Raw genomic sequence first — 14952 nt, forward strand, 5'->3', positions numbered from 1 at the left:
TTTAAATACTATCGATCATGCGGTAAACAGGAAGTAGGATCGACAAATAGGATAGTAAGATACAAACGGCCAGTATGCCAAATAAGGCTGGTTGCAAAACAGCAATTCCTTTGTTCATCTTCTCTTCTAACTGTTCGCTTGTATGCTGGCTGTAAATCAGTAACTCCTTCGGTAAATATCCACTGTCTGCACCATGTTTCGCAAAATCCGCTAAGCTACTGGAGAGACCATCTGTTAACCGAATGGCTTCATGCAATGGTTCCCCGTAGATGACGTGGGCACTCAGCTGTCCTGATATTGCAGATAAAATAGGATCTTCTTTTTGCTCTACCAAGACATTCAGTGCGCTTTGCAGCGACAAACCGGATTGTAGTAAACTGCCTAGCTCGTTAGCGAAATCTCTCGTCTTCATCGCACTATAAAAAGGGCCAAGCCCGGGAACACGTAAAAGCTGCTTCAGCATTTGCTCAGCTGTCAGTTTCTTCAACCAGATTCTCAAGCCCAACATTGCAATACCTGCTGTCGTTATCAGGAGCAAAATTAAATCCGGTATAGAGGAAACCAGTCGAGGTAAATACCGGACCACACCAGATTCTTGACTAGCACGCATCAAAGTTAATGCTTCAAAGTTCGGCAGGAAAAACTGGCGAAAAGCAACCAACAACGCGAATAAAAGTGAAAATAAAACAGCGGGATAGGCTAGCAGTTTACGTAGTTGTTTTTGCTTTTCAGCGGTACGGTTGACACGCATTGCCACTTCGTCCAAAGCGCGAACTAAATTTCCATCGACTTCTGCAATGACAATCGGCAACATAATACTTTTGCTGAATCCCAAGCTTTTTAATATATAGGAGACACCGAAACCCATTTTTAATTCGGATTCAACTTTCGCCAATTTCTTTTCGTATTCTTTTGAATGATAAGGCAAGATAAGAATCAGTCCTTCATGAAACGTGTAACCTTCCCGCAGCAAAACAGATAGTCTATGCAAAAACTCTGCAGGCTTCACCAGCTTTTTCTTAGGCGAACGTCTGCCAAGAAGTTTAGACACCATTGTTTAGCACTCTTTCATAGAAAGCTGACTGTATATCGATTTTTCGTTCAGATGGCATTGAAAAACGATGTCCTTTCGAGATTGCTTCTGCCGCTTGTTCGATGTATGGGTCTTGCAAAATTTCAAAAATGGCGGCTGTTTCGCCTGTTTGCTTTGTAATCAAGCGCTGGGCGGAAATCGCGATGAGCGTTTGTCTAAGTTCTTCTAAGTGAACTCCTAGATCAAGCAATCGATAAAGACAGCCTACCGGATCTTTCGCATGGATCGTACTGAGTACAAGATGCCCTGTCAAAGCAGCTTCTACCGCAATTTTGGCTGTTTCTGCATCCCGTATTTCACCAATCATGATGACATCAGGCGAATGCCGTAAAATAGCTTTCAATCCGGCAGAATATGTAATGCCGGATCTTTCATTCACTTGGATTTGCAGTAAATGGCTGTGCTTATTCTCCACTGGATCCTCTAATGAAATCACATGGCGCTTTAACTCGTTCACACAATGAGCCGTCAGTGAATACAATGTCGTCGTTTTGCCTGAACCAGTCGGGCCGGTGACAAGAAATAATCCCTGCTTATGAGCAGCAGCTTCTGATAATTGTCTACTCCACTGGGGATTTATACACAAATCTTGAAGGGGTACAACCTTGTCATGTTTCTGGATACGGATGGCGACACTTTCCCGCAATTGAATAGACGGAATGGTTGATATACGAAAAGAAAAGTTGTAGTCAGAGAACGACCGATGAAAGGAGCCACTTTGAGGCCGGCGTTGTTCACTAATATCCAGCGAAGATAAAAACTTATAAAACGAAATCAAACGGCCGCCTAATGTATGGGGGAATTGGCCAATTTTCGAGAATAATGCATGCTTGCGAATGGTCACATCATAACCTTCAGCGGTCGGCACAAAATGGATATCTGTAGCCTCTAAATGAATTGCTTTCTCCAGTAACTGAAAACACGTTTTTTCTATTGGATTCGCTATAATTTCCATAATTCTCCCCTTTCTCCGTATGATGAAAGACCACTTTTCATCTTACGCAGGAGTATACATTGGAAATGAATTGTTGGAAAATTGTATTCATTTAAGATAATTTAATTATCATCGTGAATAAGAGGACAAAATGTATTTTTAGAACTCAAAATCACAGAGAAAATGAATTTTCATATTATTTTTATTGGATTGTTCTGCTATACTGAGGATAGCTAATGTCTAAGTCACCGAAACAAGTACACTTTTTTGTCACAATGTGAAATTGATTGGAGTTTACTTTTAGGCTGACGTTCTATTATAATGGATAAGAGCTTATTGTATTGTTGTGAAGGAGGGACGCGTAGATGGATAATATGTTCAAACTTTGCGGATTCTGGACAGGTATTTTTGCGGTCATGTTCTATGTTGGACACATGATTCCTGCTTCTTTACTGCTAGTCGCAAGCACTATCTTCTTCGTACTACTTGGATACTTGAAACTTTCAGAGCGTATGTACATGTACTTATTCGGAGCATACTTAATGATCTTCATGGTTGGTTTCAGTTACTATTCCATATTTATTCATGTACCAGGTGGAGGACACTAATCCGTACATACAAAAAACAGCCTCATCACGAGAGCTGTTTTTTGTTTTGCTTTAAAATCCATGCAGGAACGGATTCTGATCTTGTTCGATCCCAGGTGTCGTCGCCGGGCCGTGTCCCGGATAAATCATCAATTCTTCATCTAATGATAATAATTCGTTGTGGATAGAAGACAAAAGCGTTTCTGTATGACCTCCCGGAAGATCGGTACGCCCTATACTACCTCTAAATAGCGTATCCCCCACAATGGCGAATCCCTCGTCTGCAAAGACATAGGACACGCTCCCAGGCGAATGGCCCGGCGTATGGCGGACCTCCATCGTGAAAGGCCCCACTTGCAGGTTTTTTTCATCCTTCAATAAAATATCGGCCGGTTTGCAAATCACGTCCGGGAACATCGGATATTTCCCTGATCCGTTCAGCTGCGGGTTGCCTAGCCAATCTTTTTCAGCTTCATGCACGTAGACCGGGATATCGTATGCACTTCGAATCGTCTCGATTGCACCAATATGGTCAAAATGTGCATGGGTCAGCATGATCGCGACAGGCTTTAGTGATAATTTTTGCAGTTCAGAAAGCAATGCCTCGCCTTCTTCACCCGGATCAAACACCAAACAATTTTTCTCTTCATCTTCAATTACATAACAATTTGTCTGAATTGGACCTAATGGATGTATATGTATCTTCAATTAACTCACCTCTTTTTCTAATATTAATGAAACCTTGCTCATATTTCAAACAATCGTCATTATTTAATCTCGACAAAACGTTTGTTTAACAGTACAATAGAGGAGGAATATCGCTATACGGCATTCATTTTTTCAATGTTGAAAGGAGTGTCTACTCAATGAACTTATTGGTCGTCATTTTTGGATTGATTGCAATCTTAGCAGTCTTTGGAACGGTCCAAGCTTTTAAAGAGCGGAATGTATTAAGTATAATTTTCAATGTGGTAACTGTTGTCGTTATCGGAGGCTTTACAATTGCTACCGTTATATATTCAGGATACCCGCCACAGCTACACAAATAATCAGTTCCAAAAAATAAGGACACCTCTATACTGGAGGATGTCCTTATTTTTTATTCTTCCGTTATTGCTTCTGCTGTTTCAATCACCGGTTCCTCTTCATTGAGTTGCAACCACTGTGTGGTTCCTCCCGTCTCTAGATCAATCAGTGTATCCATACGGTAGCCTACAAGACACGTTCCGCCGTCTGGTGAACAATTCAGCAGACCGCCTTCCACCTCAGGATCATATCGCTTTATCGCTTCCCCATCTATGACTTGAACCATTGTAGACATACCATCTTGATCATCGGACGAAAGATTAGTTGACATAATAATATTATCGTCATCTGTGAATTCAACATCCTCCATTGTTTCCGATGGATGTTCAGCCTGCCATGAATGCTTCTCTTCCCCATTTGCATCGAGAACTGTAAAGCGTGTTTGTTCTTCGTCAGGTATCTCCACAACTAGTTGTTCTGATGAAGCATGAAAGCGATTAACCTCGGTGACTAGCTCACTTCTCTCACTCGTTTGAAGCGATTCCTTTACTATAGTAGTGTCTTCTAGGTAAACGAGCTGATCTTCTCCCATCCATTGTGGAAATGGATCAGTCAATTCGATAGGTTCTAAAGATTTTTCACTCATGTCATATAGGAAAACCTGATAACTCCAGTCTTCTCGAAAAGCAGAAATCAACAGTTTGGACGCTTCTGCATCGTTCCACTGAATCTCAAGTTCCGACGAATCGACAGTTAATTCATCCAGCACTTGGCCTTCTGTATCTATCACAGTCATATTCGCCTCTGTAGAAGTATCTGATGTTTTGACAAGCAGTTGTTTTTTTGATCGATGTATCAGTACTTCAGAAATTATCGAAGCATCCGTATAGATCGTATGTATTCCTCCCGTCTTTAAGTTGAATACCTGAAGACGGTCTTCTGCATCATGATGATCTACATAAGCTATATTCATATCGTCAAGCCAGCCCGCCACAAACCGCAAGTTCTCCTCGGATGTTTTCAATGTTTTAACAGACAATACTTCTTCATCAACCACAAGCGGGTTCTTTTCTTCCGTTTTCTCTATTTCATTTTGCTCACAGCCCACCAGAAAAAGAGCTAGTAAGATCATTATGATTGTCTGCTTCAAAACGTTTCCCCTTTTCAAGATGTATTAAATGAAAATGAAAATGAAAAAAGCTGCGCGGCATAGGCGACCGCGCAGCTCCATCAACTTATTCTCTCTCTTTCATCTCCGGACTGCCATCTTTCTGATCTTTGAAACGAAGCAAGTCGCCATTGATGACCGTATCTGAGTAATTTAACTCAGTTGTGGCACGCTCTACATACGGCTCACATTGCGCTTCATCTGTCGGCTCTCCTGTTTCGATATCATAGCAGACTTCCTGAGTGTAGATGTTTTTATCTGTCACAAATCGGCCATCACGGAATATGACAAACGGTTCGTGATCTGGTGAAAACACGTCAGATCCAAATTGCATATCTGCTTTCGTGTCGATACCTAATAAGTGAAGAATTGTAGGACGCAAGTCGAGCTGCCCTGAAAGTTCATCCATTACTTTCCCTTTTCCGTAACCTGGAATGTGAACGAACATAGGAACTTTTTGCAGCTCCGCATTATCGAAAGGTGTAATTTCTTTATCCATGTACATACCCATCGCTTTGTTATGGTTTTCGGAGATTCCGTAGTGGTCTCCGTACATGATAATAATGGAATTATCATACAAGCCATTTTCTTTTAAGTCCTCAAAAAACCCTTTCACTGCTTCGTCCATATAACGAACAGTTTGGAAGTACTTATTCAATGTATTGGAATTCGAAGTGTATTCAGGAATCAACTTATCTTCTTCATCCAAGTCAAACGGGTGGTGGTTCGTCAACGTAATCATTCGTGTAGCAAATGGCTTCTTCATATCTTTCATCAACTCTACAGATTGATCAAAGAACGGAATATCTTTCATACCCCAGTTAACAGCTTGACCTTCTTCGATTGAGTAGCTCTCCACGTCATAGAACTTTTGAATATCCATTGCTTTGTACATGATATCGCGGTTCCAGAAGCTTTTGCTGTTCGCGTGCATAACACTTGTGGAATAACCATTTTCACCCAAGCGATTGGATAGGGAATCGTACGTATTGCCGCTGTGTGTGAAGAATACTGCACTTCCGTTACGACCATATAGTGAATTCTCTACGATAAACTCAGAGTCAGATGTTTTACCAAGCCCTGTTTGGTGGTAGAAGTTATTAAAGTAAAATGTGTCTTTGTCTTTTGTTAATTCGTTTAAGAACGGCGTAATCACGTGGCCGTCCATTTCATTGTTGATCACAAAGTTCTGCAAGGACTCCAGTGAAACGATGATAACATTCCGGTCCTTTGCCACGCCGAACATTTCAGGATCCGGCTGCGCGTGATTGGCTTTTACATAGTTCTCTATTTCCGTCAACTCAGTTCCATCTGCGAAAGCTCGCTGTGCGTGTGATTTCGATTGGACAAATAGATCATAGAGATGATAATTATACGTCCCGATGTTTTTCACAAGCAACTCACGGTCAAAGCTTCGAGTCAGAAGTTGTGGACGCTGTGCTTCTGCCATCGCCAAGTTGAACATCAGCAATGTAGCTGCCGCCGCGAAATAGACTTTACGCCCCACTTTTCGCCCTGTTACTTGAACCGGCTCTTGTGGTATGAAGCGAATTGCCAGCAAGACAATGATGACATCTGTGAAGAAGAACACATCTAGAAATCTCATGTTCTCTGTAATTGATGAAGTCAAATCTGCAAAGTTATTCGTTTGGAATAGCAATGGCAGTGTAATAAAGTCTGTGAAAAAGCGATAGAACACAGCGTTACTGAACATAATAATCGATGTCAGCAAACTAACTGTTACTATATATCGATTTCTTGTCTTAGTTTTTTTGATAAACAAGGCGATTCCGTACACAAACAACAGGAATGTTAGTGGATTAATAAATAATATAAACTGTTGCATCGCATTATCGATCTTCATATTAAAACTGGTGAGATACCCGATATAAGTAGTCAACCAAGTTGCAATCACGGCGATAATGAGTACGGAATGCTTTGGCCATTCGAATTTTCTCATTCCTTCTCTTCCTTTCATATCTAATAAAGAGTTGTAGTGTTATTTATCTAAATTCAGCAGAAAACTCCCACCTCTATAGGTAATGAAGTGAATGCGATTTTGTTACTGTTCAGTGGATGCTCAAACGCTTGCTGAACTCAGATAAAGCCTTTGGCGCACATTACGGATTTTTTACAGGAGCTTTTCAGGCAAGCTCGAATATAATCCGGTCCCATTTATGCAAAAGCATAATTGATAGTTGCCTAACAGATAGACGGTTGACTGAAAGAAAAGTTTCAAATACCACCGGGAATGAGTCGATCCTCCTATAATTTGTTAGGGAAACTATCATTTTTTTGTTCTTTTCGCAATACTAAAACAGCTTGCATATATGTTTGCTGATCAATAAATTGATGATCAAATAACTCTTTTATTTCAGACTCCATTAGTATGCTGTCTTGCTTCTTATTGCCTGTATAGATAATGACTCCGAATCTTTTTAACAATTGGAGGACATCGTAGAAACTATTCATTCATCTCACGAGCTTTCTGACAGTCTATGATACGATCTTCTGTATAAAGATATGATACAGGAAAATCATGCGGCTCCCTAATTACATTATCCAGTATTTGTCGTTCAAATGCTAGTGATATCGTTTGAAATGGATATCCTGCCAAATACCGATCGTAATAGCCGCCACCGAAACCAATACGGTAACCTTCCGGTGAATAGACAACACCCGGTACGATTTGCAAGTCAATCTCTTCAGGAGGGACAGATTCCGTCAGATCGACGCACGGTTCTTTTAAATCCATATAGACGACTTCAGTCTGGTCAAAGGAGTCGATTAAGCGAAAGTCCATTTCCCTCGTCGAAGAGATGCACTTCGGGATAGCAATTCGTTTCCCGCACTGCCAAGCGAATTCAATCAAATGATGCGTCGCCACTTCCGGAAATCTAGAAAGCGTGATCCCGATCGTCTTGGCATACTTAAATTCATCCGAAGCAAGAACGCGTTTCTGTATCAGAGCAGATTTCTGTTCGTGATCAGATGGACTTAATTGATGTAATTGCTTTAAAACCTGTTCGCGAAGTTTTTGCTTTTCCACTGCTTTACCTCCCGTAAGAAAAAACCAAAACCGAAGCAGGTTTTGGTTTCACTAATTATTTCGTTTCACGGTGCAAAGTTTGTTTTTGATCACGTGAGCAATATTTTTTCATTTCAAGACGCTCTGGATTGTTACGCTTGTTTTTCTTTGAAATATAATTGCGCTCTCCACATTCCGTGCAAGCGAGTGTAATATTTACGCGCATTACTGTCCCTCCCACTCATTAGCGATAGATATAAGATTAAATATGAGCATGATTTATACGACTTATAAATTATAGCATATTTTCTTTCATTGTACAGCAGAAAGATTGAAATTTCATTCGCCGGGTCGCTATGGTATTATGAAGGAAACTCTAGTTATTTTGGAGGGAAACGAAATGGATATCGCCTTAATTTTACTCATTATCGGGCTGCTGGCTGTCTTGGCTTCTTTCTTTGTAGGGAACCCCACTCGTACATATGAAGATGAATTGGAAAAGGTTTCCGTCAGTCTTCATCAGGAAACAAGTAATCTAAAGAAAAGGGTGCGGGTGCTCGAAGATGAGTTGATGGTTGCCCCGCCTATGACAGAAAGTTACACGGCTTCCCCGAAAAAACCTGTTCACGCAATTATCGTCAATCAGATCACTTCTTTACACAGTCAAGGCTATACAATGTCTGAGATTGCACAAAGAGCTTCCATGCAGGAAGATGAAGTGGCTGCTGTACTCCGTTCAAAAGGAGTGCGCACATGATCAAAGAAGCATTTCGCTCGGTAGGCATCGGTTGTTTGCTGGCAGGCGGTATTTTATATACCGTTGACAATTTACCGAAAACAACGGAAGCATCCTTACAACAAGAATTGACGGCAACTCAAAAAGAATTGGAAGTTATTAAGAAAGAATTGGCCATATCCCAAACCTTGACGTCTGAAGGTGAACCAAACAAAGAAACTGCTTCGGAAACTAAACCAGTTGATCAGCAAGAGCCCAAGAAAGAAGTTGAAACAACCGTCATCAAAAAGAAAATTGCTGTGCAAGCTGGATCCAGTTCAGCAGATTTATCCGGGACGCTCGAACGTGCCCATTTAATAGAAGATGCATCGAAATTCGATACGTATATGAAAGAAAACGGTTATGCCGGAAAAATCCAGATCGGCACATTTGAATTGAACTCTGACATGAGTTTTAAAGAGATGGCCGATGTATTGACAAAATGAAACAACCTCCTGTGAGTACAGGAGGTTGTTTTTTATTCGTCTTCTGGAGCTTTCTTGATTTTGATATCCGGAGAAGAATTGGGGATTTTTGAGTTTCTCTCTTTTTCCAGGTCAAAATATATATCGAGTGCTTCTCGGACGATTTCACTGGCAGTCGCAGAAGGATAGCGTCTTGTATTCGTTGAAATATATGGAATCATTACAGAGTAAGCAACTTGTGGATTCTCGGCAGGTGCATAGCCAACATGGGATAAATTGATTGTCGGAATGACTGGATTTGATTTATTACCAGTATAATAAAACGACTGTGCCGTTCCCGTCTTCCCCGCCCCATCATAGGAAGCCCCTTTTAATAATCCTGAAGCTGTTCCATTCGAACCATAATATACATAATGCATTCCTTTTTTCACTTGATCGATTTCAGCTTGTGTATTGTTAATATGATTGAGAACCTTTACAGGAGTTTCTTCTACCAAATTTCCAAAAAACTCTCCGTCTGGTGAAGGCTCGCGAATTTCTTTTAAAATTTTCGGGGCGATTCGATTACCGTCTGCTGCAATTGTGGCAACATATTGCGCCAGTTGCAGCGGCGTATAGGTGTCAAACTGACCGATCGCAAAGTCCATCAGTTTACCTGTGATTGTTTCAGTACCCGTCACACCTGTGTATTCTCCCGGCAAATCGATACCCGTCTTAACGCCTAAGCCGAATGAAGCGAAATTTTGACGGAATGTGTCAAACGCTTTTTTGTCAATCGGCAGCGCCTGACCTGGTCGATAACTTGCACCACCTAATGCAAAAGAAATCCGGAACATATAGACGTTAGACGAACGCCCAATAGCTTGAATATCATTTAGTGCGACCCGGCCGTTCTGATTAAATAGGGATCGTTTTACCGTGCGGCCGATTCGGATCGGTTCGTCAATTTTGACATCTCCGATTCGGATAGCCCCTTCACTGTAGCCTGTTAGCATGGTAGCCAATTTTACAGTTGAGCCCGCTTCATAAGCAGAAGTGAACGTGCCAAAAGTATAATCTTGAATTGCCCATTGGCCAGTCGATTCGTCTCTTACGACTTTTTTGCCCACCAACGATAAGATTTCACCATTATTCGGATCCATCATGACAAGAAAGGCAGACTCCAGTGCACCTGCACTTGCATTCCGCTTCAATTTCAATAATTTATTGGACACGACTTCTTCCAGTGCCTTTTGCAGTTCACTATCCGTTGTCAAGATGAGATCTTTACCAGGCTCTCCTTCTTTCACCGTTTTGGTTTCAATCACTTTACCCGTGCGGTCCTTAATGTTTTTTACGATGGTCTTTTGCCCTTTTAATAGATCTTCATAGTAAGCTTCCAAATAACTTCTGCCGACCCGGTCGTTACGAGAGTAACCTCTGGCTAGGAAATAATCTAAATGGGAACGTGGAATCCCTTCTACTGGACTCGTTGTAGAACCGAGAATTGCGCTATCCGATTTCTTGACACGGTCCCAATCCGTCGTCGTATTGACGCCGGGCAATTCATTCAGCCGTTCCGAAACGACCGCAAATTCTTTATCGGTCACTCCATCACTCTTAATAATTTGAGGCGAATAGGCATATCCTGCCATCATTTCTCGATAAATTGCCAGGACCTTGATGTCTTCATCCGATAACGAATTGATTTCTTCGTCTGTGATCCGATCTCTCGTCAATTGGTTGATTTCCCTCTGGATATCTTTTTTAGATTTTTTATCGTCCTTACCAATACTGCTTTGTTCTTTTTTTGATACTTTCTCAGCAGCTTTCTCAGGGTTGAGCAAGATCCAGAAATCACGCTTATCTCCCATTGTCACTCGCTTTGTATCTTGATCGATTAACTTCGATAACTTCCTTGCGAGCTCCAACATATCTGCAGTAGAAGTAGATGAAGTTTTCGTATAGGTAATTGCATTTTTCGGTTCATTGTCTACAAGTACTTGACCATTTCGATCGTAAACTCTTCCTCGCGGCGTACTCGTATTGACGGCAATTTCTTCCGTTCGCTCAAGCATCCGTGTATAATCTTCCCCTTTTACAATTTGCAGATAACCTAGCCGGAATATGAGCAAGGAGAAAAGGACGAAAATTGCCACGAAAAGAAAGTTCATTCGAAAAGCAATATGTTTACGTTGCCGGGCTTTCGCCTGATCTGCTTTTCTTGTTGTCTTTTTCAACGGGAATCTCCTTTCTATATTTTTTTATGTATGCCTCAGTATATCATGAACCCATAAAAGAACACACATCTTGACGAATCAGATGTGTGTCAGGTTTCAATTATTTATTGTCTTGGTAACGCTTTTCAACTTCATCCCAATTGATTACGTTCCAGAATGCTGAAATATAATCAGGACGACGGTTTTGGTAGTTCAAGTAGTACGCATGCTCCCAAACATCCAAACCTAGTAAAGGCGTTTTGCCTTCCATATAAGGAGAATCCTGATTTGGCGTAGAAGTTACTTCAAGCTCACCGTTGTTCAGAACGAGCCAAGCCCAACCTGAACCGAAGCGTGTTGTTGCAGCTTTTGCGAATTCTTCTTTAAACGCGTCAAAGCTACCAAACTTCTTGTCGATTGCTTCAGCAACCTGCCCTTTAGGATTTCCGCCACCATTTGGAGAAAGGATTTGCCAGAAGAATGAGTGGTTAGAATGTCCACCGCCATTATTGCGGACTGCTGTACGCTTGTCCTCTGGAACTTTGTCCAAGTTTGCAACCAATTCATCAACCGGCATGCTAAGAAGTTCGTCATGACCTTCTAGTGCATTGTTCACGTTAGTTACATACGTGTTGTGATGTTTTGTGTGATGGATGTTCATCGTTTCTTTGTCGATGTGTGGCTCCAACGCGTCATAAGCGTATGGTAGTTCTGGTAATTTGTAAGCCATTTTCCATTCCTCCTCTAGTTATATCTGTTTTGCCCTACCTATTCACATTATCAAAATATGAGTCAGCATTCAAAGAAAATGGACTATTAACGGAGAAAAAACAGAAAAATAGCAATCATGATTCCCATCACGGTCCCTTTTACTACCACAGATGTCAGAAAACCGACAACAGAGCCTACTCCCGTCTTGAACGCTTGTTTGAGACCCGAGCGCGTAACGAGTAATTCCGCCACGATCGCCCCAAGAAATGGGCCAGCTAAAATACCAGCGACCGGAATAACAAATGGACCGATCAGCAAGCCAATCGTACTGCCCCACATCCCTACCTTACTGCCCCCAAAGCGTTTGACACCTACGAGATTCGCAACCGTATCTGCTCCGAACAGCAAGATCACAAACAACCCCTCTATTACCCAGAACAGCCACGTAAGCTCTTCGAATGAAACAATGACGCCATACAACAAGAAACCGGCCAGTATAAAAACAACAGAAGGAATGACCGGATAGATAAGTCCGGCGAATGCTATACAAAACATCAAAATAGCTACGATCCAACCGATCCATATCATAAACTGTCACTCCTTCTTCATTATGCGTGCTTTCCTAAGATCGCTTCCGCAATATTCACCGCATGGTCCCCGATCCGTTCCAAATTAGAAACGATATCTACGAATACCATACCTGCTTGTGCGCTACATTGGCCTCCGTTCAAACGAACGATATGATTTTTACGGAAACGACGTTCCATATTATCAATCAAATCTTCCTTCTCGGAAACCATCCGCGCTAATCCAGTATCATTTTTATCCAAAGATTCAATAGCTTTTTGGACCGTTTCGATCGTCAGAGTAAACATCTCTGTCAAATCATCGATCGCACCATCTGTTAGTTTTAATTTATTCGTCTCACGCAAATCAATTAATTCAATAATGTTTTCGAAGTGATCACCGATCCGTTCGATATCCCGTACGCTGTCCATCAACATAACATGACGGCCGGATTCCGCTGGGGATACGGTTACAGCTGAAATCTCGACTAAGTAATCTGTGATTTTCCGATCGAGATTATTAATGGCATCTTCTATCTGATAAGCCATTTCAGCGTGTTTTTTCTGTCCTGTTTTCAAATACTCGAATGATTGCTGCAGTCCTTGCACACTGAAATCTCCCATTCGGATAATTTCTTCTTTTGCCTGTCCAATCGCAACTGCCGGCGACTGTGTAATGAAATGCCGGTCAAGATGCTTCGGTTTGTATTCGATCGTCACGTCTTCCCCAGGAATCAAACGGGTGACGAGATACGCCCAGGCACCAATGAAAGGAAATTGCAGTACTGTGTTCGCAATGTTAAATGAGCCGTGAGCAAATGCAATTTGCATCTTACTTTCTAAATTCAGGGCGCCAGACACCCATTCCACATATGCCGTAAACGGAATGAGCAGCAACATGAAGATGATTGTACCGACAATATTGAATAAAACATGTGTAGCAGCAGCCCGTCTAGCCGCTACGGATGCACCAATAGAAGCAAGAACGGCCGTGATCGTCGTTCCGATATTATCACCGAAAAGTATCGGCAATGCCGCTTTCATTGTAACTAAATCTTCCGCGTATAGACCTTGTAAAATCCCGACAGTCGCACTGGAACTTTGGACGATTAATGTAAAAATTGTTCCGGCTACTACACCTAACAACGAATGTTCACTCATCGCCAGCGTGAAGTCTGAGAAAGCTTCCAACGAACGCAGAGGTTTCATTCCGTTACTCATTAACTCCAAACCTAAAAACAAGCCACCAAAACCAAAAATAACTTCTCCCAAGTTTTTGACTTTAGCTTTATTAATGAAGAAAATAAGAAACGCACCGATCGCCATGATAGGCAATGCATAAGCCCCAACGTCTAAACCGATAATAAACGCAGTCACCGTCGTACCGATATTGGCACCCATAATGACACCGATTGCCTGACGGAGCGTCATGAATCCTGCGCTTACCAGTCCTACAGTAATAACTGTAGTACCCGAACTGGATTGGATTAAAACAGTTACAATAATACCGACAAGAACGCCCATAAATGGGTTAGTTGTAAAACGGTCTAAGATTGCACGGAGTCTGTCCCCTGCAGTTTTTTGCAATCCATCCCCCATATACTTAATTGCGAATAGGAAAATACCTAAGCCTCCAAGAAATTGGAACAGCACTTCCTGCCAGTTCACTTCCATTTAATTGTCAACCTCCATCAAACGATTATGTATAGTCTTACAGTTGCCCCTCCGCATGGATTCATGTGAAGTTTCACCCTATTATGTTCGGACCATACACCAATTGTAAAGTACTGAACACAAATCTTTACATCACCTTTACAAAGCCGCAATAATTTGTCATAAGAATGTCGAAATTTCACGTATCCTGCAGGTTTCACATAAATGATAGACTATACAGTAGAAAGGGAGGCCTATTTCGTGAAATTCCATCAAATATTCAAAGCTTCTTTGCATGAACCGAAAAAATTGGCTGCATTTCGCTTGCTACCGATCGGAAAAGTCATTCAATACATATTTATTTTTGTCTTTCTTTACACTGCTGTATCGTTTACCCGTTTTTTATTTGGTGATCATTCCCTTTTTCAATCGACACCTGAAGTAGCAGAAATCGGAAAAACAATCGGTATCTTAATATATCCTTTTGCATTCGTTTTGCAACTTGTGATTATCACGTCGTATTTATTTATTCGGGTCAGTATTTTTGGTATTATAGGAGTATTGCTGCTGAAACTATTGCACCGTCGCGGCGAGTTTCGATTTATGTGGCGCACTGCGGCAATTGCTGCCACGCTGCCTATTTTATTGACAATGATTTTTGAATTCATACCAGACATGCAATCTTACGGCCTCTTGGTTGCGTCACTTGTCCATTTACTCTATGTTTGGCGCGCTGCAACCTATTATCCAAAAAAGCCGACAAAATGAATAGTCTTGTCCTTGCCTGC

The 14952-nt window shown here is 41.6% G+C and carries 17 protein-coding genes; 5 read left to right on the top strand and 12 right to left on the bottom strand.

Annotated features, from left to right (window positions below; translation table 11 throughout):
- Position 1 precedes the first annotated feature (1 nt).
- Both comGB and comGA read right to left on the bottom strand, forming a co-directional pair.
- A complete protein-coding gene (comGB, locus tag H7J92_RS00695) occupies positions 2-1054 on the bottom strand; it encodes a competence type IV pilus assembly protein ComGB (RefSeq protein ID WP_221835021.1) in 1053 nt (350 codons plus the stop codon).
- The gene (comGA, locus tag H7J92_RS00700; protein ID WP_078816547.1) at positions 1044-2048 is read right to left on the bottom strand and encodes a competence type IV pilus ATPase ComGA; all 1005 of its coding nucleotides are present in this window, start codon (positions 2046-2048) and stop codon (positions 1044-1046) included. The genes comGB and comGA overlap by 11 nt, the downstream gene beginning before the upstream one ends.
- Before the next feature lie 344 nt (positions 2049-2392).
- Between comGA and H7J92_RS00705 the strand changes: the two genes are divergently transcribed.
- Positions 2393-2635: a DUF2626 domain-containing protein gene (locus tag H7J92_RS00705; protein ID WP_009496820.1), complete on the top strand. Its 243-nt coding sequence runs from the start codon at positions 2393-2395 to the stop codon at positions 2633-2635.
- A gap of 51 nt (positions 2636-2686) precedes the next feature.
- On the opposite strand, the gene H7J92_RS00710 is transcribed toward H7J92_RS00705, so the two are convergent.
- A complete protein-coding gene (locus tag H7J92_RS00710) occupies positions 2687-3322 on the bottom strand; it encodes an MBL fold metallo-hydrolase (protein WP_078816546.1) in 636 nt (211 codons plus the stop codon).
- A gap of 158 nt (positions 3323-3480) precedes the next feature.
- Between H7J92_RS00710 and H7J92_RS00715 the strand changes: the two genes are divergently transcribed.
- Positions 3481-3663 (top strand): DUF2759 domain-containing protein, encoded by a 183-nt coding sequence (locus H7J92_RS00715; protein WP_009496822.1) that lies wholly within the window; start codon positions 3481-3483, stop codon positions 3661-3663.
- Positions 3664-3713: 50 nt separating this feature from the next.
- On the opposite strand, the gene H7J92_RS00720 is transcribed toward H7J92_RS00715, so the two are convergent.
- The 5 genes from H7J92_RS00720 to rpmG form a co-directional block, all read right to left on the bottom strand.
- Entirely contained in the window at positions 3714-4790 is a 1077-nt protein-coding gene (locus tag H7J92_RS00720; RefSeq protein ID WP_221835022.1) for a YqgU-like beta propeller domain-containing protein, read from the bottom strand.
- A gap of 85 nt (positions 4791-4875) precedes the next feature.
- Complete coding sequence (locus tag H7J92_RS00725; protein WP_221835023.1) at positions 4876-6768, bottom strand: LTA synthase family protein; 1893 nt, start codon at positions 6766-6768, stop codon at positions 4876-4878.
- A 305-nt stretch (positions 6769-7073) separates the two neighbouring features.
- A complete protein-coding gene (locus tag H7J92_RS00730) occupies positions 7074-7280 on the bottom strand; it encodes a YqgQ family protein (protein ID WP_009496825.1) in 207 nt (68 codons plus the stop codon).
- Positions 7273-7857, bottom strand: coding sequence for a 5-formyltetrahydrofolate cyclo-ligase (locus tag H7J92_RS00735; protein ID WP_009496826.1), 585 nt, complete (start codon positions 7855-7857; stop codon positions 7273-7275). The genes H7J92_RS00730 and H7J92_RS00735 overlap by 8 nt, the downstream gene beginning before the upstream one ends.
- 55 nt (positions 7858-7912) lie before the next feature.
- A complete protein-coding gene (gene rpmG / locus H7J92_RS00740; RefSeq protein WP_009496827.1) occupies positions 7913-8062 on the bottom strand; it encodes a 50S ribosomal protein L33 in 150 nt (49 codons plus the stop codon).
- A 174-nt stretch (positions 8063-8236) separates the two neighbouring features.
- On the opposite strand from rpmG, the gene H7J92_RS00745 reads away from it, so the two are divergent.
- Together H7J92_RS00745 and H7J92_RS00750 are read left to right on the top strand one after the other, a co-directional pair.
- Positions 8237-8593: a hypothetical protein gene (locus H7J92_RS00745; protein WP_040758120.1), complete on the top strand. Its 357-nt coding sequence runs from the start codon at positions 8237-8239 to the stop codon at positions 8591-8593.
- Positions 8590-9057, top strand: coding sequence for an endolytic transglycosylase MltG (locus tag H7J92_RS00750; RefSeq protein WP_009496829.1), 468 nt, complete (start codon positions 8590-8592; stop codon positions 9055-9057). The genes H7J92_RS00745 and H7J92_RS00750 overlap by 4 nt, the downstream gene beginning before the upstream one ends.
- A 32-nt stretch (positions 9058-9089) precedes the next feature.
- Here H7J92_RS00750 and H7J92_RS00755 read toward each other — a convergent pair whose 3' ends face one another.
- The 4 genes from H7J92_RS00755 to H7J92_RS00770 form a co-directional block, all read right to left on the bottom strand.
- Positions 9090-11255 (bottom strand): peptidoglycan D,D-transpeptidase FtsI family protein, encoded by a 2166-nt coding sequence (locus H7J92_RS00755; protein WP_009496830.1) that lies wholly within the window; start codon positions 11253-11255, stop codon positions 9090-9092.
- Between the two features lie 100 nt (positions 11256-11355).
- On the bottom strand, positions 11356-11964 hold the full coding sequence (locus H7J92_RS00760) for a superoxide dismutase (RefSeq protein WP_009496832.1): 609 nt from the start codon (positions 11962-11964) through the stop codon (positions 11356-11358).
- Between the two features lie 86 nt (positions 11965-12050).
- Positions 12051-12533 (bottom strand): DUF456 domain-containing protein, encoded by a 483-nt coding sequence (locus H7J92_RS00765; protein ID WP_221835024.1) that lies wholly within the window; start codon positions 12531-12533, stop codon positions 12051-12053.
- Between the two features lie 20 nt (positions 12534-12553).
- Positions 12554-14185, bottom strand: coding sequence for a Na/Pi cotransporter family protein (locus tag H7J92_RS00770; protein WP_078816542.1), 1632 nt, complete (start codon positions 14183-14185; stop codon positions 12554-12556).
- A 240-nt stretch (positions 14186-14425) separates the two neighbouring features.
- On the opposite strand from H7J92_RS00770, the gene H7J92_RS00775 reads away from it, so the two are divergent.
- Positions 14426-14932 carry a DUF1189 family protein gene (locus tag H7J92_RS00775; protein ID WP_176132466.1) on the top strand — a complete coding sequence of 169 codons (507 nt, stop codon included), beginning with the start codon at positions 14426-14428 and terminating at the stop codon, positions 14930-14932.
- Positions 14933-14952: the final 20 nt, after the last annotated feature.

This window comes from Sporosarcina aquimarina (assembly GCF_019748715.1).
GTDB classification, from domain to species: Bacteria; Bacillota; Bacilli; order Bacillales_A; family Planococcaceae; genus Sporosarcina; species Sporosarcina newyorkensis.